Genomic DNA, 23,234 nt, shown 5'->3' on the forward strand with positions numbered 1-23,234 from the left:
GCTGCAATGACCGATGTAATTTCCAACGCCAACCCCGACGCGGGCCCTGGCTTGACGCCCGCCATCACGCCCGCGGCCGCTGCCGGCGCGGCCGCTGCCGCGCGCGAACAGGTGCTCGCCACCGTTGCGAAGCTGCCCAACCTGCCGGGCGTGTACCGCTATTTCGACGCCGTTGATGCGGTCCTGTACGTGGGCAAGGCGCGCGACCTCAAGAAGCGCGTGTCGAGCTACTTCCAGAAGAACCTGGCCAGCCCGCGCATCGCCATGATGGTCGAGCGCATCGCGCGCCTCGAGACCACCGTCACGCACAGCGAGGCCGAAGCGCTGATCCTCGAAAATAACCTGATCAAGACGCTCAAGCCGCGTTTTAACATCCTGTTCCGCGACGATAAGTCGTATCCCTACCTGAAGATCACCGGGCAGGACGTGCCGCGCATGGCTTACTACCGCGGCGCGGTCGACAAGAAGAACCAGTATTTCGGCCCGTTCCCGAGCGCGTGGGCGGTCAAGGAATCGATGCAGATCCTGCAGAAGGTGTTCATGCTGCGCACCTGCGAGGACAGCGTGTTCTCGAACCGCACGCGCCCCTGCCTGCTGCACCAGATCGGCCGCTGCAGCGGTCCCTGCGTGGACCTGATCACGCGCGACGACTACAAGATTGACGTCGACAACGCCGCCAGGTTCCTGCGCGGGCGCCAGAGCGAGGTGATGGCCGACCTGGAAGCGAAGATGCACGCGTTCGCGGGCGAACTCAAATTCGAGCAGGCCGCCGCGGTGCGCAACCAGATCCAGTCGCTGGCGCGCGTGCTGCACCAGCAAAGCATGGAAACGGGCGGCGACGCCGACGTCGACATCATCGCCGTGGTGGTGCAGGGCGGGCGCGCCTGCGTCAACCTGGCGATGGTGCGCGGCGGGCGCCACCTGGGCGACCGCGCCTACTTTCCGACCCAGGTCAGCGACGCTGCCGCGATTGCCGAAGGCTCGATCGAAGTCGAAGTGCTGGCGGCCTTTCTGGCGCAGCACTACAGCGAAAAATTCATCCCCGGGGTGCTGATCCTGAATATCGAATTCGACCAGCCGGCGTTGATGGTGGCGCTCACCGAGCAGTGCGGGCACCGTATCAACCTGATTTTCCAGCCGCAGGGGCAGCGCCGCCAGTGGCTGGAAATGGCGCACAAGGGAGCCGAGATTTCGCTGGCGCGCCTGCTGTCCGAACAGGGTTCGCAGCAATCGCGCACGCGCGCGCTGGCCGAAGCGCTCTCGCTCGATGCGACCGACCTCGATGCCCTGCGCGTCGAGTGCTTCGATATCAGCCACACGCAGGGCGAGGCGACCCAGGCCTCGTGCGTGGTGTTCCATCATCACGCCATGCAGAACGGCGAATACCGGCGCTACAACATCAACGGCATCACGCCGGGCGACGATTACGCGGCCATGCGCCAGGTGCTGATGCGCCGTTACGAAAAGGTCGCCAATGGCGACGGCGTCATGCCCGACGTGGTGCTGATCGACGGCGGCAAGGGCCAGATCGAAATGGCGCGCCAGGTGTTCGCCGAACTGGGCCTGGATATCTCGCTGATCGTCGGCGTGGCCAAAGGGGAGGGGCGCCGGGTCGGCCTGGAGACGCTGATGTTCGTCGACGGGCGCGCCGCGCAGGAGCTGGGCAAGGAATCGGCGGCGCTGATGCTGGTCGCCCTGATCCGCGACGAGGCGCACCGGTTTGCGATCACCGGCATGCGCGCCAAGCGCGCCAAGACGCGCCAGACCTCGCGTCTGGAAGAGATCGAGGGCATCGGCGCCAAGCGCCGCCAGAAGCTGCTGGCGCGCTTTGGCGGCCTGCGTGGCGTGGTCGACGCCAGCGTCGAGGACCTGATGTCGGTGGAAGGCATTTCGACCCAGCTGGCCGAAGAGATTTACAAGCAGCTGCATTGACCTGCATGATGCGACCGTGTGCGGCATGCCCCGCGCACGGTCCAAACTGGTTAAAAGATCATTAGCAAGGTAGACTAGCGGCGCAAGCATCTATCAACGCTTAACCAGTGCGCCCGCCTCTATGCCCTTTAATATCCCGATTCTCCTGACCTGGTTACGTGTAGCCCTGATTCCCCTCGTTGTGGGCGTGTACTACCTGCCCGCCCACTGGCTGCCGCGCTCCGACCAGGACACGGCGGCTACCCTGGTGTTCGTCATCGCCGCCATCACCGACTGGTTCGACGGCTTCCTGGCGCGGCGCTGGAACCAGACCTCCGCCTTCGGAGCCTTTCTCGATCCGGTGGCCGACAAGCTGATGGTGGCCGGCGCGCTGCTGGTGCTGGTGCACCTGGACCGGGTCGAGCACTTCATCGCCTTCATCATCATCGGCCGCGAGATCGCCATTTCGGCCCTGCGCGAATGGATGGCGCAGATCGGCGCATCGCGTTCGGTGGCGGTCAGCTCGATCGGCAAGATCAAGACCGCCGCGCAGATGACCGCCATTCCGCTGCTGCTGTGGCACGACATGCTGTTGCGCGTCGTCGACACCCAGCGCCTGGGCGAATACCTGATGTACCTGGCCGCCGTGCTGACCGTCTGGTCGATGTTCTACTACATGCGCCTGGCCTGGCCCCTGATCAAGGAAAAGGGCGGCATGATGGATTGATGGAAGTAATGGCTTGTCGAACCTTGACAGGCTGTCCAGATCATCTATAATGCCGCCCTGTTGTGACGATGTTGTAACGATGTTGTGACCAAGCGGGAGTAGCTCAGTTGGTAGAGCGCAACCTTGCCAAGGTTGAGGTCGAGAGTTCGAGACTCTTCTCCCGCTCCAGATACTTGGAGAAAACGTCGTTAGGTTATCCTTGAAATGTTGCTTTGTTTCTGCGATAATCATGGTCTTGAAAAAATGCGGGAGTAGCTCAGTTGGTAGAGCGCAACCTTGCCAAGGTTGAGGTCGAGAGTTCGAGACTCTTCTCCCGCTCCAGTTTCTGGATCTGGCTTTAAATGGCGGTAAGTAGTAGAATGCAGGACTCCAATGCGGGAGTAGCTCAGTTGGTAGAGCGCAACCTTGCCAAGGTTGAGGTCGAGAGTTCGAGACTCTTCTCCCGCTCCAGTTGTTGTGGATCCGGTTGCAGTAAATAGTGAGATGAAAGCTCCAATGCGGGAGTAGCTCAGTTGGTAGAGCGCAACCTTGCCAAGGTTGAGGTCGAGAGTTCGAGACTCTTCTCCCGCTCCAGAATTCGAAAGGGAAGCATCGCTTCCTTTTTTTGTAACCCTCCCGGGGGTTGCGCAGCAAGTCTCTGGCGAGGTAGCAAAGAGGTTATGCAGCGGCCTGCAAAGCCGTTTAGACGGGTTCGATTCCCGTCCTCGCCTCCAGAAAATCAAGGACTTAGCGAAACTTTAGCTGGTCCGTCCAGGTTCTGCACCTCCCGGTTTGGGAGGTGCACCTCCCTCAAAACGGCCAAGTTGCCGTTGACATTTCCGACAAGCGTTCTATTCTGGACGTATGGCCTCCATCAAAAAAACTCCCTCTGGTACTTTCCAGCTTTCCGTTAAGAACAAGCTGCTGCCGAAAACGTTTTAGGCAACCTTCGATACTTTCGAAGAGGCTGATCGCTTCGGAAAGCGGCTTGACGGCCTTCTTGCGCAGGGAATTGTTCCGGCAACTTTGCCTGAACCCCGAAAGGGAGCGGCCACCGCGTGGTCGGTCGGGCGCGGCGTCGTTGAATATCTGCGTGGCAATGGCGTTCCGCTTTCGGAGGTCAAGCTTCTCGACACCATCCAGCCTTCACTGGCAGAGGTAAGCACCGCCATGCTCAATTATGAGTGGGCGGAAGGGTGGATACTTAGCTTGGGCGCTGGCGGGAACGGCGACGATCAGCGACCTGGCCGCGCAGCACGGCGTCAGCCGCAAGTTCGTCTACCAGCAGGCGGACAAGGCCAGCGTCGCGTTGGACGACGTGTTCGCATCGGCGGCACCGGACGAGGTGCTCTTCGCGCGCCCGGTGACCAGGACATGGCTGCGCCAACTGACGCTGGGTTTGACCATGATCTGCTACAGCTCCTGGCGTGGTGTCGTGGAATTGATGCGCGACATGCTGGGCGTGGCCATCAGCGAGGGTACCGTTCACAATGTGCACCAGGCAGCCGCGCGACAGGCCGGCGCAATCAACCGTGGCCAGGATCTGTCGACGATTCGTGTCGGCCTGCACGACGAAATTTTCCAGGGTTCCCAGCCCGTGCTCGCCGGCGTCGACGCCAGGTCGACCTACTGCTATCTGCTTGCCACGGCCGAGCATCGCGACGCCGACACCTGGGGTATTCTGCTCGACGCTTCACAGCAGGGATTGAATCCCGATTACACGATCGCCGATGCGGGCCAGGGACTGCGCGCCGGGCAGAAGGCGGCTTGGGGCGACAAGCCCTGCCACGGCGACGTATTCCACATTCAGCATCAGTGCGAGGGGTTGGCCAACACTCTGGCCGGCATCGCCAAGGGGGTTAGGTCGCGGCGCAAGAAGCTGCAGACCAAGACCGGGAAAGCGTACCAGGCCCCGGATCTTGGCGACCGGATCGCGCTCGCCCTGCGGGCAGAAGCCGGAGCACATGCGCTTGCCGGCGACATCCGAACGCTCACCGCATGGCTCGCGCACGACGTGCTGGCATTGGCCGGTCCGAACCTGGAGATCCCCGGATAGATCTGTTCGACTTCATCGTTGCCGAGTTTGGCCGGCGCGAGTCCGACGATCCACGTCGTATCCGGCCGGTGCGCATTGCGCTGCAAAACCAGCGCGACGATCTGCTCGCCTTCGCCGGCGTACCCGACGATAAATTGTCCATGATTGCGCGTGCCCACCAATTACCGGAAAACGTCGTGCGCGCGGCATGCGTGCTGCACCGCAAGCCGCGCACATCGCCCGCGTACTGGCACGGATGGAACCGGCTACGCGCCAGGATGGGCGCTACATTCCTTGCCGTCTTCGATGCTATGGCGAAGGCCATGGCGCAGACACCCAGAAGCAGCGCCCTGGTCGAAAACCTGAACTCGAGGCTAGGCAAATACTTCACGTTGCGGTGCCAGCTCGGTGGCTCGTACCTGGACCTGCTGCGGTTCTTCCTGAATCATCGGTGCTTCTTGCGCAGCCGGGTCCCTGATCGGATTGGTAAAAGTCCGACCCAGCTGATGACTGGCAAAGACCATCCCCACTGGCTCACACTCCTCGGCTTCGGGCCACTTCAGCCACAAAGAGCTTGAACTGCGGGAGGCTGCAAGCCTCCTTGGAATCACTTCCTGAACGCTGAAATTCCATTGCTCAGGTGGAAGCAAAACACTCGCCCCTGCTACCCCAAAACGGGCTTTTTTGAACCACGCCCCAAAACGCAATAATTGACCTGCGCCGCCGTAATAATAATTGAGTTTTCGTTAACCATCTGATACATTGCTGCCCGGATGGCAGGGTTTCCTCTTTATTCCCCAATGTGACGTGCGACTCCGTGCAGCCTGCGCCAGGCCAGTCTGCGACGGTTCGGCCATGGCCGCTTATTCGGACGCCATTTGCGCCGCCGCGCATGCGCGCGACAGATGTCATTTCCTTCTTAAAAGCAAAAAGGTTCTTTGTGTTTCGTTCGTATCCGCTGTCCGCTCGTTTCCTGGTGTTCATTGTCCTGCCAGTCGCCGCGCTGCTTGTCGCGGTCTTCTTGTATTTCCGTCCCAGCCAGGCGCAGGCCGTCGGCCAGGTACTGGTACGCGGCGTGCGCGCGCCGGTGACGCTGGCGCGCGACGACCACGACGTCTTGTACATTAAGGCCGACAATGAACGCGACGTCTATTTTGCGATGGGCTACGCGCACGCGCAAGACCGGCTGTGGCAGCTGGAAATGCAGCGCCGCATGGCGCAGGGCCGGCTGAGCGAACTGTTCGGCCAAAAGACCATCAAGCAGGATATCTGGTTTCGCACGCTCGACCTGCAGGGCGCGGCGGCCAGCGCCTTGCCCGCGCTGGGAGCGCCCGCGCGCGATTCGCTTGAGGCTTACGCCGCAGGCGTCAATGCCTGGATCGACAGCGGCACGCCCTTGCCGCCCGAGTTCGTCCTGATGGAGCTGAAGCCGGCCCACTGGCGACCGGTCGATTCGCTGGCCGTAATCAAGCTGCTTGCGCTGAGCCTGGGAGGCAATCTGCGCCAGGAGACCGAGCGCTTCGTCGCCGGCCAAGTCCTCGATCCGGCCCAGCTGCGATCGCTCAATACTGGCTATCCCGATGACGCGCCCGTGACGGTGCAGGGGCTGCAGCAAAGCAAGGCGGCAGGGCAGGTACTGGCCGGCTTGGGCCTCTTGCAAGCCCAGGTCGAAGACCTGCTTCAGCTGGGCGGGCGCTTCGTCGGCAGCAATGCTTGGGTGGTGTCGGCGCGACTGTCGGCCAACGGCAAGGCGATACTGGCCAATGACCCGCACCTGAGTCTGCAGTTGCCGTCGATGTGGTACGCGGTGCGCCAGGACGGCGGCGCGCTGCGGGCCTCAGGTATGAGTCTAGTCGGCTTGCCGGCTGTCGTGTTTGGCAAGAACGAACGGATCGCCTGGGGCGGCACCAATATGATGGCCGACGTGCAGGATCTGTATCTCGAGCAGGTCGACAGCGCCGACCCGACCCGCTACCGGGTCGGCGAGGGCTGGGGAAAAATCAGCAGCAGGATCGAACAGATCCAGGTCAAGGCCGAGTTTCCGTCATCGCTGCGCGCGCCGCTCGAACCTGTCAGCATCAAAATACGCGCGACCGCGCACGGCCCCCTGATCAGCGACGCCGTCGGCAGTTTCGAGCAGCCGGTGGCGCTGCGCTGGACCGCGTTGGACTCCGGCGACACCACCTACGAAGCCCTGTTTCGCCTCAGCTATGCGACGGATTGGACGGGATTCCGGCAGGCGCTGGCGTTTCAGTCGTCGCCCGTGCTCAATATGTTGTTTATCGACCGCGCCAACAATATCGGCTATCAGGGCGCCGGACATATCCCGGTGCGCGCGGAAGGCAACGGGACCTTGCCGGTTCCCGGCTGGACCGGCACGTATCGATGGAAGTCCTATATTCCGTACGAGGCCATGCCACAGAGTTTCAACCCCAAGCGTGGCTTCATCGTGTCGGCGAACAACAGAGTCAGCGGTCCAGAGTATCCGTATTTCATTTCAAGCGACTGGGCGCCGCCGGCGCGTGCACGCCGCATCGAGCAGATGATCGAACAGGGCAGCAAAGGCGCGGCGCGCCTGTCGATGGCCACTATGCAGGACATGCAACTCGACTTGCTCAATCTCGAAGCACAGCAGATCCTTCCGCTGCTGACCGCGTTGCCACCGGCCAACGAGCGGCAGAGGCGAGCCTTGCAGTACCTGGCGCACTGGGACGGGCAGATGACGCGCGAGAGCCGAGCCGCCTCGATCTACACTGCATGGATCGGGCACCTTCGCGTGCGTTTGTTCGCACGTGGCCTGCAGGGGTACTGGAACAAGGCGCAGCACCATCCGCACCTGGTATCGTTGGCGCAAAACGCCCCGCTGAGCGCGGTAATCGACGCCCTGACGCTCACCACGATCGATTGGTGCGACCGCGCCCACAATGGTGGCAGCTGCAATGGCGCGCTGGGCGCGTCGCTGGATGACGGCTTGAACGAGCTCGAGAAGCTGCGTGGCGCCAATATGGATGATTGGCAGTGGGGCGGCATGCACACCATCCATTTCAGGCATATCCCGTTTAGCGACGTCAATCTGCTGGAAACGGTGTTTGCGCGCAAAATGGCCAGCGGTGGTGCGCAGGCCACGGTCAATACAGCCAATGCCAACTTCCAGGGTTCGCTCGGCTACGTTCAGAATTTCGGCGCCGCCTTCCGTCAGGTGATCCAGTTCGAGCCCGGCCAACACCTGTTTATCAATTCCACCGGCCAGTCGGGCCATCCGCTCAGCATTCACTACGATGACATGATGCGGCTGTACGGCGAGGGGCGCTATGTGCGTTTCGACGACAATAACACGGTGGCGCGGCGCGCACTGGTGCTGGTCCCTGCGCCGCACTAGGAAGCTTTCAATGACACTATATGATGCGTTTAGTCGTAACTCGCCCAACAAGGTCTTCGCTTCGATCGTGCTCGGCGCATTGGCCGGCATCGCCTATGCGCTGCTGATTCCCATCGTCCTCAATAGCTTGCCAACGGAATCGGGCGTCATTGCGCGGGGAGTGCCGGTCCGGCCCGACACCTTCCTGGGCCTTGAAGTGTCCAACATCCAGATGGCGGCGCTGTTCCTGTCAATCTGCCTATTCATCCTGTTTGCACGCTCGACCTCGCAGATCGTGCTGTTGCGGGTGTCGATGGATATCGCCTCCGAACTGCGGCTGAAGATCTACCGCAGGATTGGTGGCACGCCGATCGTATTCCTCGAACGGATGGGAGCCTCGCGACTGATCGCCGTGCTGACCACCGATGTGAACCGGATCGTGATAGGAGCGCGCAGCCTGCCAGACTTGCTGATTAGTATAGTCACGCTGACGGGCATGCTCGGTTTTCTGCTCTATATGAACATTGCCGTATTCTGGTTTGTCATGGGGGCGATCCTGTTCGGCGCCGTCAGTTACCAGATCCCGCTGCACTTCGGAAAACGCTATTTCATCCGTTCACGTGCTGCCACGGACGAGCTGCAGGAGTCAGTTCGCGGGCTGATTCATGGCGCCAAGGAGCTCAAGCTTAACAACGTCAAGCGCGCCAGTTTTTTTCGCGAGTCGCTCGAAGCGCACGAGGCCGAGATTCGCAAGTCCGACAAGCTCGGCTACACGATCGTGCGCGCCTCGATGAATTACGGCGACTTGATCAGCTTTTTCGTCATCGGCGCTATCGCCTTCGTTTTTGTAAATTATCGTGCCGTCACCCATTCCGAGCTGCTTGGCGTCATCATGGCGCTGCTGTATGTGACTGGGCCGGTTGCCAATATCCTTAACAATATCCCGCCGGTGCTGCTGGCCAAGGTGTCGCTTCGCAAGGTGAACGGCATGCTGGCCGAGTTGCCCGAAGAACCGGGTGCGGATGGCCAGTGCGCGCCGGTCGCGTGGAGCGTGCTGCGTTTCTCAGGCGTCCAATACCAGCACCAAGGCGCCGACGGGGCCGGATTCAAGGTCGGGCCGATCGACCTCGAGATCGCGCGCGGAGAGGTGACCTTTATTGTCGGCGGCAATGGCTCGGGCAAGTCAACCTTGAGTAAGCTGATCACGCTGCACTATGTGCCGACGGACGGCGTCATCGCCTTTGGCGAAACCACCGTCGACATGGCAACCCTAGCCAGTTGCCGCCAACAGATTGGCGCAATCTTCACCGACTACTATCTGTTTGATCGATTGCTTGGCGTGGCTGATCAGGGTCTGCAACAGCGCATCGACGCCTACTTGGTGGCCTTGCGTCTGGCGCACAAGGTGACCGTCAAGGACGGCCGCTTTTCGACGCTGGCACTGTCAGACGGACAAAAGAAACGGCTGGCCCTGCTGGTGGCCTTGCTTGATGATAAGAGCCTGTACCTGTTCGATGAATGGGCTGCAGATCAGGACTCCACGTTCAAGGACGTGTTCTACAACACCATCTTGCCCGACCTGAAGGCCATGAATAAAGCCGTGGTCGTGATCAGTCACGACGACCGCTATTTCGACGTGGCCGACAAGGTGCTGGTCATGGAAGAAGGACGCCTGGTGCGCGTCGAGCGCCGACCATCGGCGGTGCAACTTGCCTAGCGCGGCTCGCCAGGCAAGTTGCAGCTGGTGCAGATCGTCTCGGCGTCGATCATGGTGAAATTGACCTGATACATGGCGCCGGCCGGTAACCGCGGCAGCGTGTCGCGTATCTCGAACCAGAGCGCGTGCCGAATGGGTCGATACGCGTCAGCGTAATCGCGTCGAAATCGAAAAAGTATCCGACCGTGTTGAAACTGGCCTTGAAAAAGCTTTCCTTGGCCAAAAAGACCATGCTGAGCGGCGTTGTTGCACGGATACCAAGCCAATCAGGTAAAGTGCTGGCCCCAGATAATCCGTGCCAGTCCATGCCCAACAAACACAACGAAAAGCGTCGCCACCACATACCGAAGATGAAATTCAAGGTGACGAACTGGGCGGAGTACGACGCCGGTCTGCGTCGGCGCGGCAGCCTGACCTTGTGGGTGACAGATGAAGCAATCGCCAGCTGGCAGGCGGCGCCCCGACCCCACCCCCGGTGGCCAGTCCTTCTATTCGGACCTGGCGATCGAGACTGGTTTGATGTTGCGCCTGGCATTTCATCTACCGCTGCGCCAAACCGAAAAATTGATGGCCTCGGTTTTCGAGCTGATCGGAGTATCGCCTGCGACGCCCGACCATAGTACGCTGAGTCGCCGGGCAATGACGATGACATCCATTTCGAAAGGCTGTCCTCTGCCCGATGGACCGGTCCATTTGTTGACCGACAGCACCGGGCTGAAGGTCGACGGCCGGTGAATGGCTGCAGGAAAAGCACGGTGTGAAAGCCCGGCGGACCTGGAAGAAATTGCATCTGGCGGTGGACGCCGGCACCGAACTGGTCATGGCATCGACCCTGACCGCGAACGATATGGGAGATACTTCGCAGGTGGCGCCATTGCTCGCTCAGGTCAAAGCCGACATTGGCAGCGTCACGGCCGATGGCGCCAATGATGGGGCGCCGACCTACGACATAATCGCCGCACAGGCGGGCAACATACCGTCATCATTCCCCCCCTGTGAACGCCGGTACTGAGCGCCACCGCCAACGATCATCCGTCGCAGCCGGACCAGCACCTTACCGTGATGGCGGCGCGGGGACGGATCGGCTGGCAGGAGGATACTGGCTACGGCGAGCGCTCACTTGTCGAGACCGCGATGGGCCGCGACAAGACCATCATTGGTGCTGGCCTGCGCGCACGCAGCCTACCCGGCCAGCGCGCCGAGGCGGCCGCCGGCGTGGCGGTCCTCAATCGCATGTTGCACAAACGGACGGCCAAACTCCGTCCGCCGTCCACGAGTGGCTTCCTGAATTCATTGGGAAAGGGGACCTTCAACCAAATCGGCATCCATGCAACAATGCCTTGCTCAGGTGGAAGTAATACGCTCGCCCCCTGCTACCTAAAAATGGTCTTTTTTGAACCACGCCCGGATCTGTGCGGGGGCGTCAGCTAACTGGCGTCCCTACCGCGACCGCAGTGTCGAATGGCTCAGCAAGATGAAACGATGCACGCCCGAAATGTTCTTTCATTGGTGCATCGACCATGATTTGGTTGGATAACGAGAGCCGAATGAAGTCAGAGCTTCACGTACGGTTCTGCGAGAGCCTCGGGGTGAAATTCCCCGGGGCTACTCACCCGACCAGTTTCGGGATGCCGGTACGGCAAAAATCTAAAAGTGACCGAAAACAGGCGTTTTTTGACCGGCGCCCATTAATTCAACGACGCCTATTTATAACAGGTTGCGCCTACCTTGTTTGTAAGATATGCGGGTTAGTTTTTCGTTTTCTGAGACGACCCCCTTTTGCAAGAACCCTCAATGGATATGTAAAACACTCCACACCTCGTACCTATAATTGTTTTGCAAAAATTGTGCGTAGCCGGTGAGCTATTTTATTCACATTGGGAGATTTAAGCATAGTCATGTGGTTGCCCGGGATTTTCCAATAAGCAAGATCAGGGCAATACTGACCCCATTGCATCTTCATGTTGTCGAGGGGAATCTCATCCTCGGATTTTAATGAGTTTTCACAATCACTTGCCTCGATAAGATGTAACTTTTCAGTATAAATTTGTTCTGGAATATAGGAGGTATTAAGGTTTGCTTCAAACACTCTTACAATTCTTCGCAATGACTCTAAATCTGCGCGGGGTGGAAATATCTGCACTTCAATTAATCGCTGCAAAAGTAATTTAAGCTGCTGTTCAGCATCGAGCTTACCTAAATTTTCCATCGAAATACCAATAGGTCGCCTTAAACTCAATTCATACAATCGGGCTAGCTCCTCGATGGTTTCTGTGCGAGTAAAGCGTTTATTTTTCACGGAAGGAGAGTTGCTATCAATGATTATCAAATTGGCAATTTCATAGCCTTGCCGCTTAAGTTGAGTTGCCATTTCGAAGGCAATCCAGCCTCCGAAGGAGTGTCCCAGTAATTGATAAGGCCCTTGTGGGTATTTTTCTTGAATTGATTTAATGTAGGATTGAGCGGCTGTAGGAACATCAAAGTAAGGCACCAGCATGTTATCCAGCCCACGAGGTTGTAACCCATGTACGGGAATATGAGATCCAAGGCTATCTGCTAAATCCGTAAACGTTGTGATGCCCGCGCCTGCCCCGGGAATGCAAAATACGGGTAGACAATTATTTTCTCCATTTTGAATCGTAATTAAGGGCGAATGCAATGTTTCAGGATGAGTCGCTAAGGTTTTTTCTGAAGCGGCCAATTCTGCAGACAGGGCTTCCCCGAGAAGTCTGATGTTAGGCTCATCCATAATCGTATAATGTGTTCCATTTATTGGTATGACTTGAAGCTGCCCGCCCATTTTTTGCCATCCAAGTGTACTATCACTTCCATTTCCCTCCATAGCTTTGAAAAGCGATATTGGTGCAGAAATTGATTGAATCACATAATGAAAATTCGCTTTATATATCCCGTGGCGAACAGATAAATGACGTTTAAAAGTGGTTTGATCAATATCGTTTGGCAATAATCCATTAGCCTTAGCAAAAATGAACAATTGGTCAATATCGTTACTCTCCGCAAGTGTTTTAAGCTGACCTACAATTTCCGTGGGTGCAACACTTTCTAGCCGCATTGACGCAGTTGCCATTTCAGCATAAGCAAGATTGTCCTGTACCATTGACCTCGTGTAAGTGTGCGATGTATCGAATAATCCCAGAAAGTTGATTGTTTCGTCGGATCCAATTAATTGCGCGGCCATCTCATGTGCAACAATTCCGCCGAAGGACCAGCCTGCGATACGGTATGGCCCATGCGACTGAATTTTGCGAATTTCTTGCAAATATAAACTCGCCATTTCCTCTACTGTTTCAAGCGGCAATTCATTAGATCTAAATCCCCTTGCTGCTAAGCCGTAAATGGGGATATCGCTATCTATCCAACGAGCCAAATTGTATGCATATCCTATTTCCCCTTCCACTGGATGAATAAGAAATAGTGGCGTGCGATTACCTTCTATACGGATAGGCATTAGTATAGAGTCATTGCCTGGTTGAAAATTGTTTGCTATCAGCGATGCGAAATTCTCGAGGCTTGGATACATAAATACATCCCTTACCGATAGTTCTTTTTCATATTGTTGATGTAATCTAGAAAGAAATCTGACAACCAAAAGCGAATGCCCACCCAGCTCAAAGAATTGATCATGGCGACCCACCCGTTCTACTCCTAAGAGCTCTTGCCAGATATTGGCAATGGCGATTTCGATCTCGCCTTCTGGGGCTTCATAGGCACGCGACACCACGGCTGACTGATCAGGTGCAGGTAAAGCTTTGCGATCGAGCTTGCCATTGGGCGTTAATGGGAAAGCGACCAGCGTCACAAAGGCGGACGGTACCATGTACTCAGGTAAGACAGAGGAAAGCTGATCACGCAGATCGGCAGTTGACAACACCGTGTCTTCTTTTGCAATCACATAAGCAACCAGGCGCTGCTCACCTGGCACATCCTCACGTGCGGTGACAATCGCTTCACGCACACCGGCACAAGTAGCCAGCTTGGCCTCGATTTCTCCCAGTTCAATCCTGAAACCACGGATCTTGACCTGGAAGTCATTGCGACCGATGTACTCGATATTGCCATCAGGCAGATAACTCGCCAAGTCACCTGTTTTATATAGACGAGCGCCAATCTTGGTGCTAAACGGATCGGCAATAAAACGTTCAGCAGTTAAGTCAGGACGGTTCAGGTAACCACGCGCTACACCCGCACCACCGATATAGATTTCACCAGCTACGCCTAAAGGTACGGGTTGCAGATGTGTATCGAGGATGTAAATTTGGGTGTTGGCGATGGGACGGCCAATTGACTCTAGTGAAAACGACACCGTCTCCAAAGTTGTGTTTCGGTAGGTCGACCAAATAGTTGTTTCAGTTGGACCATATAAGTTCCACAATTCTCTTACTCGATTTCTTAGTCGGTTAGATAGGCTTTTTAATAAAGCCTCGCCACCACAAAGTGCTTTTAAAGATTTTTTCCCCTCCCAGTTACTATTAGACAATAATTGCCATGTGACCGGAGTTGCCTGCATTACAGTAATAGAAAATTGTTGTAGCATTTTTTGCAAAAGCACTGGATCTGAAGCAATCGCGCTGCTAGCTAATACGATTTTCGCACCATTAATCAGTGGTAAATATAATTCAAGGCCGGCAATATCAAAAGAAAGCGTAGTAACTGCCAATACGGAATCTTGGGGCGTAATACTAGGCCTGCAAGACATGGCGCATAAAAAATTCACCAAGTTGCCATGCTCGATCATCACCCCTTTAGGCACTCCGGTTGATCCTGAGGTATAAATCACATAAGCCAGGTGATTGGGAGTGATGCCCAGTGTTTTTGCATCTGGATTATGTTCAGGCGAGGCAATGGGTTGATCCAATAACAGGGTCGGTAAAGACAATGCGGCTTGCCCCCTATGCGCTACAGTGTCTTGCAACTGACTGTGTGTCAGCAGGGCTCTTGGCTCACTATCGGTGAGCATATGCCCCAGGCGCTCTTGTGGATAGCTTGGGTCAAGTGGCACATAAGCACCGCCTGCTTTCAAGATCCCCAGTAAGCCCACCACCATCTCCAAGCTACGCTCAACACAGATCGCCACCCGGTCGTCAGGACGGATTCCGAGCCCGATTAACGCATGCGCCACCTGGTTGGCCCGTTTGTTTAAGGCGTCGTACGTCAAAAACTGCTCTTCAAACACCACGGCAATGGCATCAGGAGAATTGGCCACCTGAGCTTCAAACAACTGATGGATCAACTGGTTTGGGGGGTAATCAACAGCCGTATCGTTAAAGTCAACAATCAGTTGCTTATGTTGCTCGGGTGTAAGTAGCGGTAATTGACTGATACGTTTTGTTTCATCAGCGGCCATGCCAGAAAGAAGGACTTGCAGATGACCGATTAGCCGCTCCATCGTGGCTTGCTCAAACAAATCACTAGCATACTCTAAACTACCTGTGATGAATCCTCCTGCCTCCGACAAAGACAAAGTCACATCAAATTGCGTCGTCCGGTGTGAGGTTGCGATGCCCGATAGGTTTAAGTCTGGTAAGCTCAATTCCCCGCCCACGGGAGTATTTTGCAATACCAACATGGCCTGAAACACAGCGCTATGACTTAAACTGCGTACTGGTTTAATGGCATCGACCACTTGTTCAAATGGAATATCTTGATGCGCATACGCTTCTAAGGTATTGGTTCTCACTTGTGCCAGTAATTGCGCCACGCTCGGATCATCGTCAAACTGAACACGCAGTGCTAAGGTATTCACAAAAAAGCCGATGAGCGATTCGCTTTCAGAACGCTGACGATTGGCAATAGGAGTGCCTATCACCACATCGTTCTGCCCACTCATACGAGACAACAGGGCTGACCAACCCGCCAAAAGCGCCATAAATAAAGTAGTGCCATGGCGTTGACTTAGGTTGCGCAAATTTTGTGTTAATTCTGTAGAGAGTGATACAGGAATACGATTACCCTCATAGCTCTGAACCGAAGGCCGAGGGCGATCTGTTGGTAAGGATAAAAGTTGCGGTGCTCCTGCTAAGTGCGATTTCCAGTAATTGATTTGTTGCTGCAATACCCCACCTTGCAACCATTCTCGTTGCCATACGGCGTAATCGGGATATTGAATTGCTAAAGCAGGCAAGGAGTGAGGCTGCCCTTGGCTATAGGCTGTATAAATGCTACTGACTTCTTTAATCAAAATGCCAATCGACCAGCCATCTGAAATAATGTGATGTTGCGTTACCAAGAGAATATGCTCGATAGGTGATAAAGCCACTAATCGGCCCCGAATTAACGGCCCTTTTTCCAAATCAAATGGAGATTTTGCTTCAAATTCTAGAATAAGTTCAATCTGATCCTTTTGATCATCTTCCGATAATGATTGCAGGTTATGCTCAACAAGACTAAAGGCTTGATCTATCGGCCCAATGACTTGAATTGGTTGACCATCAACTGTAGTGAACGTCGTGCGCAAACTTTCATGACGCTCTACGATGCAATTCAGGGTGGCAACGAGGGCTTCTCTATTTAAGTTCCCAGATAACCTTAATGATGCTGGCATGTGGTACGCAAAACCTGCTGCGTGGTCTAGTTGATCTAAAAACCATAAACGCTGCTGGGCAAAGGATAGGGGCAAATTTAGAGCTCGGTCCGCTAAGGTTATCGCAGGCACTATTGATGCATGGGCCTTCTCTACTTGCTGAGCGACTTTACTTAACTGCGCATCCACAAATACATCTTTAATCGCAAGTTCTACATTGAGTGTTTTACGCACACGTGACACCATTTGTGTCACTAGCAAAGAATGCCCACCTAGTTCAAAGAAATTATCGCGTCGACCGACACGATCTAAACCTAATAGCTCTTGCCAAATGGTCGCAAGCGATATTTCTATCTCTCCTTGAGGAGCTTCATAGGCACATGACACTACTGATGATTGATCGGGCGCCGGCAAGGCTTTGCGATCGAGCTTGCCATTTGGGGTTAATGGGAAAGCAAGCAGTTTCACAAAGGCAGATGGCACCATGTACTCAGGTAAAATAGAGAGCAGCTGATCACGCAGATCGGCAACAGACAAAGTCACATTCTCTTGCGCAATCACATAAGCAACCAAGCGCTTCTCGCCTGAAATATCTTCACGTGCTATTACTGCGACTTCGCGCACCCCATGACAGCTAGCGAGTTTTGCCTCGATTTCTCCAAGTTCAACCCGGATTCCTCGAATTTTCACTTGTTCATCAACTCGTCCTATGAATTCAATATTACCATCGGGTAAATATTTGCCTAAGTCACCGGACCTATACAAAACATCGCCAGGATTATTTGAGCAAGGGTTGGAAATAAATTTTTGTTGAGTTAATTCCGCCTGATTAAAATAGCCAGCCCCAACGGCAATGCCGCCAATATAAATCTCCCCAACAACTCCGATTGGGACAGGGTTCCTGTTATGGTCCAACAGATGGATATGCACATTATCGATAGGGCGTCCTATGGATACCTGAGTCGGGTTTTGCGGACAAATCCAAGCAGTAACTCCTATTGATGTTTCAGTCGGCCCATATTGGTTGTAAATCCTAGCAGTAAATGACGAAAGACAATCATGAACTAACGATAATGATAATTGCTCTCCGCCTAAAATAATGTGTTTCAGAGGAAGGCTCCGGTTACATTCCTTATGATATTTAATAAATTCATACAATATCGACGGAACAAAATCAATCACTGTTACATTTTTCTCTTTCACCAATTTCCATAAATAGACTGGATCTCGATGCCCATCATGTTCCGCTACTACAATTTTTGCCCCATTAATTATTGGTAACAACATCTCCCATACAGATGTGTCAAATGTGTATGGACTCTTATGTATAAAAACATCATCCTCTATATAGCCATGTACACGCCATTGCCAGCTAAATCTGTTTAATAGCCCGATATGATTGATCATCACTCCTTTAGGTTCGCCAGATGTGCCAGATGTATACATAATATAAGCCAGATCATTTGGCTCACTAACATGGTTTACATTCAAAGAAGAGCAAGCATTAATCGTAGCAATGTCTGATTCCAAACATACAACTTGACAATCGGAGCTGAATAATTCCTTATTTAACGCGCTGTCAGTAATGACGAGATGCGGCTTAATATCCTGAAGAAACCATTTAATTCTTGCAGCGGGGATATAAGGGTCAATCGGAACGTAGGCCGCGCCCGACTTTATAATAGCCAGTATTGTTTGAATGGATAATGCAGATCTGTCCATGCATATCATTATACGTTTGGTGGAGTCTGCTCCCAAACTATTTAAATAATGCGCGATTTTATTACTAAAGACATTTAATTCAGCGTAAGTAATTTCTATATCGTTTTCAATTATCGCAATTTTTTCTGGGAAAATTCGAGCTTTTTCATAAAATTTCTCAACAATACTCTCATCTTGTAATTCATAAGCAGTCTCATTAAATTTAGCTAAAATGATTTTGTCCTCAACATTTAACAGATCTAGTGAAACCAACCTTTCGCTTTTCTTTATTACCAGCTGTTCCAACAGATGCGTCAAACACTTACTCATTCTTTCAATAGAATCCCGATTAAATAAGTCTGTGCTATAAGTCAATGTTGCGTTTAACTCATGTTTTGATTCCGTAATAGTTAGCGACAGATCAAGTTTGGACGTGCTAACCGATTGCTCCTCTACCCCGAATGATAGATCCTTAAGTTCCAATGATGCATTTGGCGTGTTTTGCAACGTAAACAGTACTTGGAATAAAGGTCCATGTGACGCACTTCTCTCTAACTTTAATTGCCCAATAATCTTTTCAACTGGTAGCTCTCGATGCTCATATGCATCTAAAATCACAGACTTGACTCTGTCTAAGTACTCGACAAATGTTTCGGTTTCATTAATCCGTGTGCGTATCACCAAAGTATTAACAAAAAAACCGATCAAATTTTCCACCTCGCTTTGATTGCGATTGGCAATGGGGGTTCCGATACAAATATCATTTTGTCCTGAGTATCTCGACAATAAAATATTGAACGCCGCCGTCAACACCATGAACAGTGTGGTTTGTGTTTGCTGACACAACTGACGCAATTCATTTAAAACATTTGAACGTATCTTAAAATATACAGCATCTCCCTTCACACTTATTTCGCTAGGCCGAGGACGATCTGTTGGCAATGTTAAAAGTTGCGGAGCTCCTGTTAAGTTCGATTTCCAATAGTCTATTTGCTGTTGCAATACTTCCCCTTGTAGCCACTCTCGTTGCCATACGGCGTAATCAGCATATTGAATTGCTAAGGCTGGTAGGGAGTGACGCTGCCCTTGGCTATAGGCTGTATAGATATTGCTGACTTCTTTAATCAAAATGCCAATCGACCAACCATCTGAAATAATGTGATGTTGGGTGACCAGGAGAATATGCTCGGTCTGCGATAAAATCAGCAGTTGCCCCCGAATTAATGGCCCTTGCTCTAAATCAAAGGGCGATTTTGTTTCGGCGTCACGAGTACGCTCAATCTGCTCCTTTTGATCAACTTCCGATAATGATTGCAGGTCATGCTCAACAAGACTAAAGACTTGATCTATCGGCCCAATGACTTGGGTTGGTTGACCATCCACTGTAGTGAATGTCGTACGTAAACTTTCATGACGCGCCACGATACAATTCAATGTGGCAATGAGGGCTTCTCTATTCAGAACGCCAGATAGCCTTAAGGATGCTGGCATGTGATACGCAGTACTTGCAGCATGGTCTAGTTGATCTAAAAACCATAAACGCTGCTGGGAATAGGATACAGGGAGATCTAGTTTCCGATCGACCAATGTGATCGCAGGCACCAATGACGCATAGGCTTTTTCTATGTGCTGAGCGACTTTATCTAATTGAGCGTCCAAAAATACCTGCTTAACTGCAAGCTCTACATTAAGTGTTTTACGTACACGCGACACCATTTGCATAACTAGCAAAGAATGCCCACCCAGTTCAAAGAATTGATCATGGCGCCCGACACGTTCTAGGCCCAGGAGATCTTGCCAGATATTGGCAATGGCGATCTCGGTCTCACCTTGCGGAGCTTCATAAGCACGCGACACCACCGCTGACTGATCAGGTGCAGGCAAGAATTTGCGGTCAAGCTTGCCATTGGGGGTTAATGGGAAGGCAAGCAGTGTCACAAATGCAGACGGTACCATGTACTCAGGCAGAACAGAGAGCAGCTGATCACGCAGAGCGGCCGTGGACAACACCGCATCCTCTTGCGCAATCACATAAGCGATTAGGCGCTTCTCGCCTGGCACATCTTCACGTGCGATGACAATGGCTTCATGCACACCAATGCAAGTAACTAACTTGGCCTCGATTTCCCCCAGTTCAATCCGGATCCCTCGAATTTTAATCTGATGATCAATTCTGCCTGTAATTACTAAGATGTCGTTAGGCAATAACCTTCCGATATCTCCAGTTCGATAATACCGTTTTCCATAGCTATCATACCCGAAAGCCTTTTCTGTCTGTTCTTGATTACCCCAGTATCCAAGCGCGAGGTGCTCGCTTTTAATGAAAATTTCACCTTGCCTAAAATCCCAAGGTTGGGATTCTGGGTGATGTAAGACAATTTCGGTTCCGTCTATAGGCGTACCTACGTGAGCATATCCACTAATGTCAAAGTTATGGCTCTTATTAAAAACCCCTTGTAATGCGAGGGTGGATTCCGTCGGGCCGTAACCATTTATAAAAAGTATATTTTCATTAAAATTTCTCTTCAGAATATCAATATCTCTATTACTTACAGGTTCCCCACCCAGAACTATTGCTCTCAGAGAGGGTAGGCTTAAATTACTTTCCTCATCAAATAAATGTTTAAAAAGCGTAGGAGTAGAGTGATATATGGTTAGATCAGCATCATCTATAGTTTTTAAGATTTCTTCTTTTAAGCTAAATTTGGGATCAATGATATGCAATGTTGCCCCATTTAACATTGCCCCAAAAATATCCATCATCGCGGCATCAAAGCTATATGATGATAACAAAGTCAGCGTATCTAATGCTGTTATGTTAAGGCTTCGAGTGTAAGCCTCATAAAAATATAATATATTCCTATGGTTTTGCAATACCCCTTTTGGAGTTCCAGTAGAACCTGACGTGTAAAGTATATATGCGAGACTATCTGGGCTACTTATGAGGCGGGATCGTAGAGAATTTGACGAAGTAAATATATCGTCAATATCTAAAATATTCCGAGGGTCTGGAAATATGGACTCAGCCAATCCTTTATTAAGACTATTAGTGACCACTATTTGTGCCTGAGAATCGGATAGCATGTAACGCAACCGTTCCAGTGGGTATGATGGATCAAGTGGCACAAAAGCATTTCCAGCCCTCAGCGTGCCAAAGATTGCAGGTATGATATGGACATCTTGCTCTAACAGCAGTGCTACAACAACGTTTTTGTCTCCTAGAATGTTAGACAAATACGCAGATAAGGAATCAATTTTTTCACCTAACTCCTTATAAGTGAGAGAATTGTTGGCGCTAATCACCGCATTCTTATGTGGATGCCTGTCAATCTGATTGATAATTTTTTCGCAAATTGTAGTGTTCAATAATTGTTTTTTTGACCTTGATAGCGCCTGAATCGCCAGTCTTTTTTCTTGATTAAAAAAAGGCGCTATTCTTAGAGCAATGGCTTGATTCTGATATAAAGATCGAATTAACTGTAAAAAATGCTCGCTCATTTTTTCAATAGAATCTCGATTAAATAAGTCGGTGCTATAAGTCAATGTCGCGTGTAACTCATGGTTCGATTCTGTAATAGTGAGCGACAGATCAAGTTTGGACGTGCCAGCCGTTTGCCCTTCTGTCTCGAAAGATAAACCATTAAGCTCCAATGATGCAGCTGGCGTGTTTTGCAAAGTAAAAAGTACTTGGAATAAAGGGCCGTGCGACGCACTTCTCTCTAACTTTAATTGCTCAATGATTTTTTCAACGGGCAATTCCCGATGCTCATATGCACTTAAGATTACGGATTTGACTCTGTCTAAGTATTCGACAAAGGTTTCTGCTTCATTAATCTGTGTGCGTATCACCAAAGTATTAAGGAAAATACCGACTAGATTCTCCACCTCACTTTGATTGCGATTTGCAATGGGCGTTCCGATACAAATATCATTTTGTCCCGAGTATCGTGACAATAAAATATTAAACGCCGCGGTTAATACCATAAATAGTGTGGTTTGCGTTTGCTGACACAACTGACGTATTTCATTTAAAACATCTGAAGGTATCTTAAAATATACAGCATCTCCCTTCACCCTTATTTCGTTAGAACGAGGGCGATCTGTTGGCAAGGTTAAAAGTTGCGGTGCCCCTGCTAAATTCGATTTCCAGTAATCAATTTGCTGTTGTAATACTTCACCTTGTAACCACTGCCGTTGCCATACTGCATAATCGGCATATTGTATAGGTAGCGGGGGAAGTGGGTGTGGCTGCCCTTGGCTATAGGCCGCATAGATGCTACTGACTTCTTTAGTTAGAATGCCCATCGACCAGCCGTCTGAAATAATGTGATGTTGCGTGACTAAAATAATATGCTCGGTAGGCGATAAAATCAACAATTGTCCCCGAATTAATGGTCCGTGCTCTAAATCAAAGGGCGCTTTTGCTTCGGCTTCTAGAATAAGTTTAATTTCACCCTTTTGATCATCTTCCGATAATAATTGCAGGTCATGTTCTACCAAGCTAAAGGGCTGATCAATAGGTCCAATAACTTGAATTGGTTCACCATCAACTGTAACGAATGTCGTGCGCAAACTTTCATGACGCTCTACGATGCAATTTAGTGTGGCAATAAAGGCTTCTCTATTTAATGCACCAGATAACCTTAAGGATGCTGACATGTGATACGCAATGCTTGCCGCATGATCCAATTGATCTAAAAACCACAAGCGTTGCTGGGAATAGGATACGGGTAGATCTAGCGTTCGATCCGCTAAGGTGATCGCAGGCACTAATGATGCATGGGCTCTTTCTATGTGCTGAGCGACTTTACTTAACTGCGCATTAACAAATACATCTTTAATCGCAAGCTCTACATTAAGTGTTTTACGTACTCGCGAGACCATTTGCATAACAAGCAAAGAATGCCCCCCCAGCTCAAAGAAATGGTCATGACGACCAATATGTTCTAAGCCCAGGAGGTCTTGCCAGATATGCGCTATGGCGATCTCGACGTCCCCTTCTGGGGCTTGATAGGCACGCGACACCACAGCTGACTGATCGGGTGCAGGTAAAGCATTGCGGTCGAGCTTGCCATTGGGCGTTAATGGGAAGGCAAGCAGCGTTACAAAGGCGGACGGCACCATATACTCAGGCAGGATTGAGAGCAGCTGATCACGCAAGTCGGCCGTTGACATCACCGTGTCTTCTTTTGCAATCACATAAGCGACCAAGCGCTTCTCACCTGGTCTATCTTCACGTGCGGTGACAATCGCTTCACGCACACC

7 protein-coding genes, 5 tRNA genes and 1 pseudogene are annotated in these 23,234 nt (G+C 52.1%); 12 read left to right on the forward strand and 1 reads right to left on the reverse strand.

Annotation, left to right across the window (positions count from 1 at the left end):
* The first annotated feature begins 6 nt into the window (after window positions 1-6).
* The 12 genes and pseudogenes from uvrC to RBA40_RS02240 all read left to right on the forward strand — a co-directional run bounded on the left by uvrC (window position 7) and on the right by RBA40_RS02240 (window position 11,015).
* Window positions 7-1,932: an excinuclease ABC subunit UvrC gene (gene uvrC, locus RBA40_RS02185; RefSeq protein ID WP_306645565.1), complete on the forward strand. Its 1,926-nt coding sequence runs from the start codon at window positions 7-9 to the stop codon at window positions 1,930-1,932.
* A 121-nt stretch (window positions 1,933-2,053) separates the two neighbouring features.
* Window positions 2,054-2,638: a CDP-diacylglycerol--glycerol-3-phosphate 3-phosphatidyltransferase gene (gene pgsA, locus RBA40_RS02190; protein ID WP_306645567.1), complete on the forward strand. Its 585-nt coding sequence runs from the start codon at window positions 2,054-2,056 to the stop codon at window positions 2,636-2,638.
* Between the two features lie 92 nt (window positions 2,639-2,730).
* Window positions 2,731-2,806: transfer RNA gene (locus RBA40_RS02195), tRNA-Gly, on the forward strand.
* A 77-nt stretch (window positions 2,807-2,883) separates the two neighbouring features.
* A tRNA-Gly gene (locus RBA40_RS02200) sits at window positions 2,884-2,959 on the forward strand.
* 53 nt (window positions 2,960-3,012) lie between these two features.
* A tRNA-Gly gene (locus RBA40_RS02205) sits at window positions 3,013-3,088 on the forward strand.
* Between the two features lie 47 nt (window positions 3,089-3,135).
* A tRNA-Gly gene (locus RBA40_RS02210) sits at window positions 3,136-3,211 on the forward strand.
* A gap of 66 nt (window positions 3,212-3,277) precedes the next feature.
* Window positions 3,278-3,351, forward strand: a tRNA-Cys gene (locus RBA40_RS02215).
* 446 nt (window positions 3,352-3,797) lie between these two features.
* Window positions 3,798-4,673, forward strand: a complete 876-nt coding sequence (locus RBA40_RS02220) for a hypothetical protein (RefSeq protein WP_306645569.1) — start codon at window positions 3,798-3,800, stop codon at window positions 4,671-4,673.
* The gene (locus RBA40_RS02225) at window positions 4,616-5,230 is read left to right on the forward strand and encodes a hypothetical protein (RefSeq protein WP_306645571.1); all 615 of its coding nucleotides are present in this window, start codon (window positions 4,616-4,618) and stop codon (window positions 5,228-5,230) included. Before RBA40_RS02220 ends, RBA40_RS02225 begins: the two co-directional genes overlap by 58 nt.
* Window positions 5,231-5,592: 362 nt before the next feature.
* Complete coding sequence (locus tag RBA40_RS02230) at window positions 5,593-8,031, forward strand: penicillin acylase family protein (RefSeq protein ID WP_306645573.1); 2,439 nt, start codon at window positions 5,593-5,595, stop codon at window positions 8,029-8,031.
* 10 nt (window positions 8,032-8,041) lie between these two features.
* Window positions 8,042-9,727: a cyclic peptide export ABC transporter gene (locus tag RBA40_RS02235; RefSeq protein WP_306645575.1), complete on the forward strand. Its 1,686-nt coding sequence runs from the start codon at window positions 8,042-8,044 to the stop codon at window positions 9,725-9,727.
* Window positions 9,728-10,032: 305 nt separating this feature from the next.
* Window positions 10,033-11,015, forward strand: a pseudogene (locus RBA40_RS02240) (IS5 family transposase).
* 537 nt (window positions 11,016-11,552) lie between these two features.
* Here RBA40_RS02240 and RBA40_RS02245 read toward each other — a convergent pair.
* Window positions 11,553-23,231 carry a non-ribosomal peptide synthetase gene (locus tag RBA40_RS02245; protein ID WP_306645592.1) on the reverse strand — a complete coding sequence of 3,893 codons (11,679 nt, stop codon included), beginning with the start codon at window positions 23,229-23,231 and terminating at the stop codon, window positions 11,553-11,555.
* Window positions 23,232-23,234: the final 3 nt, after the last annotated feature.

This window comes from Massilia pseudoviolaceinigra, from assembly GCF_030846505.1.
GTDB classification, from domain to species: domain Bacteria; phylum Pseudomonadota; class Gammaproteobacteria; order Burkholderiales; family Burkholderiaceae_D; genus Telluria_A; species Telluria_A violaceinigra.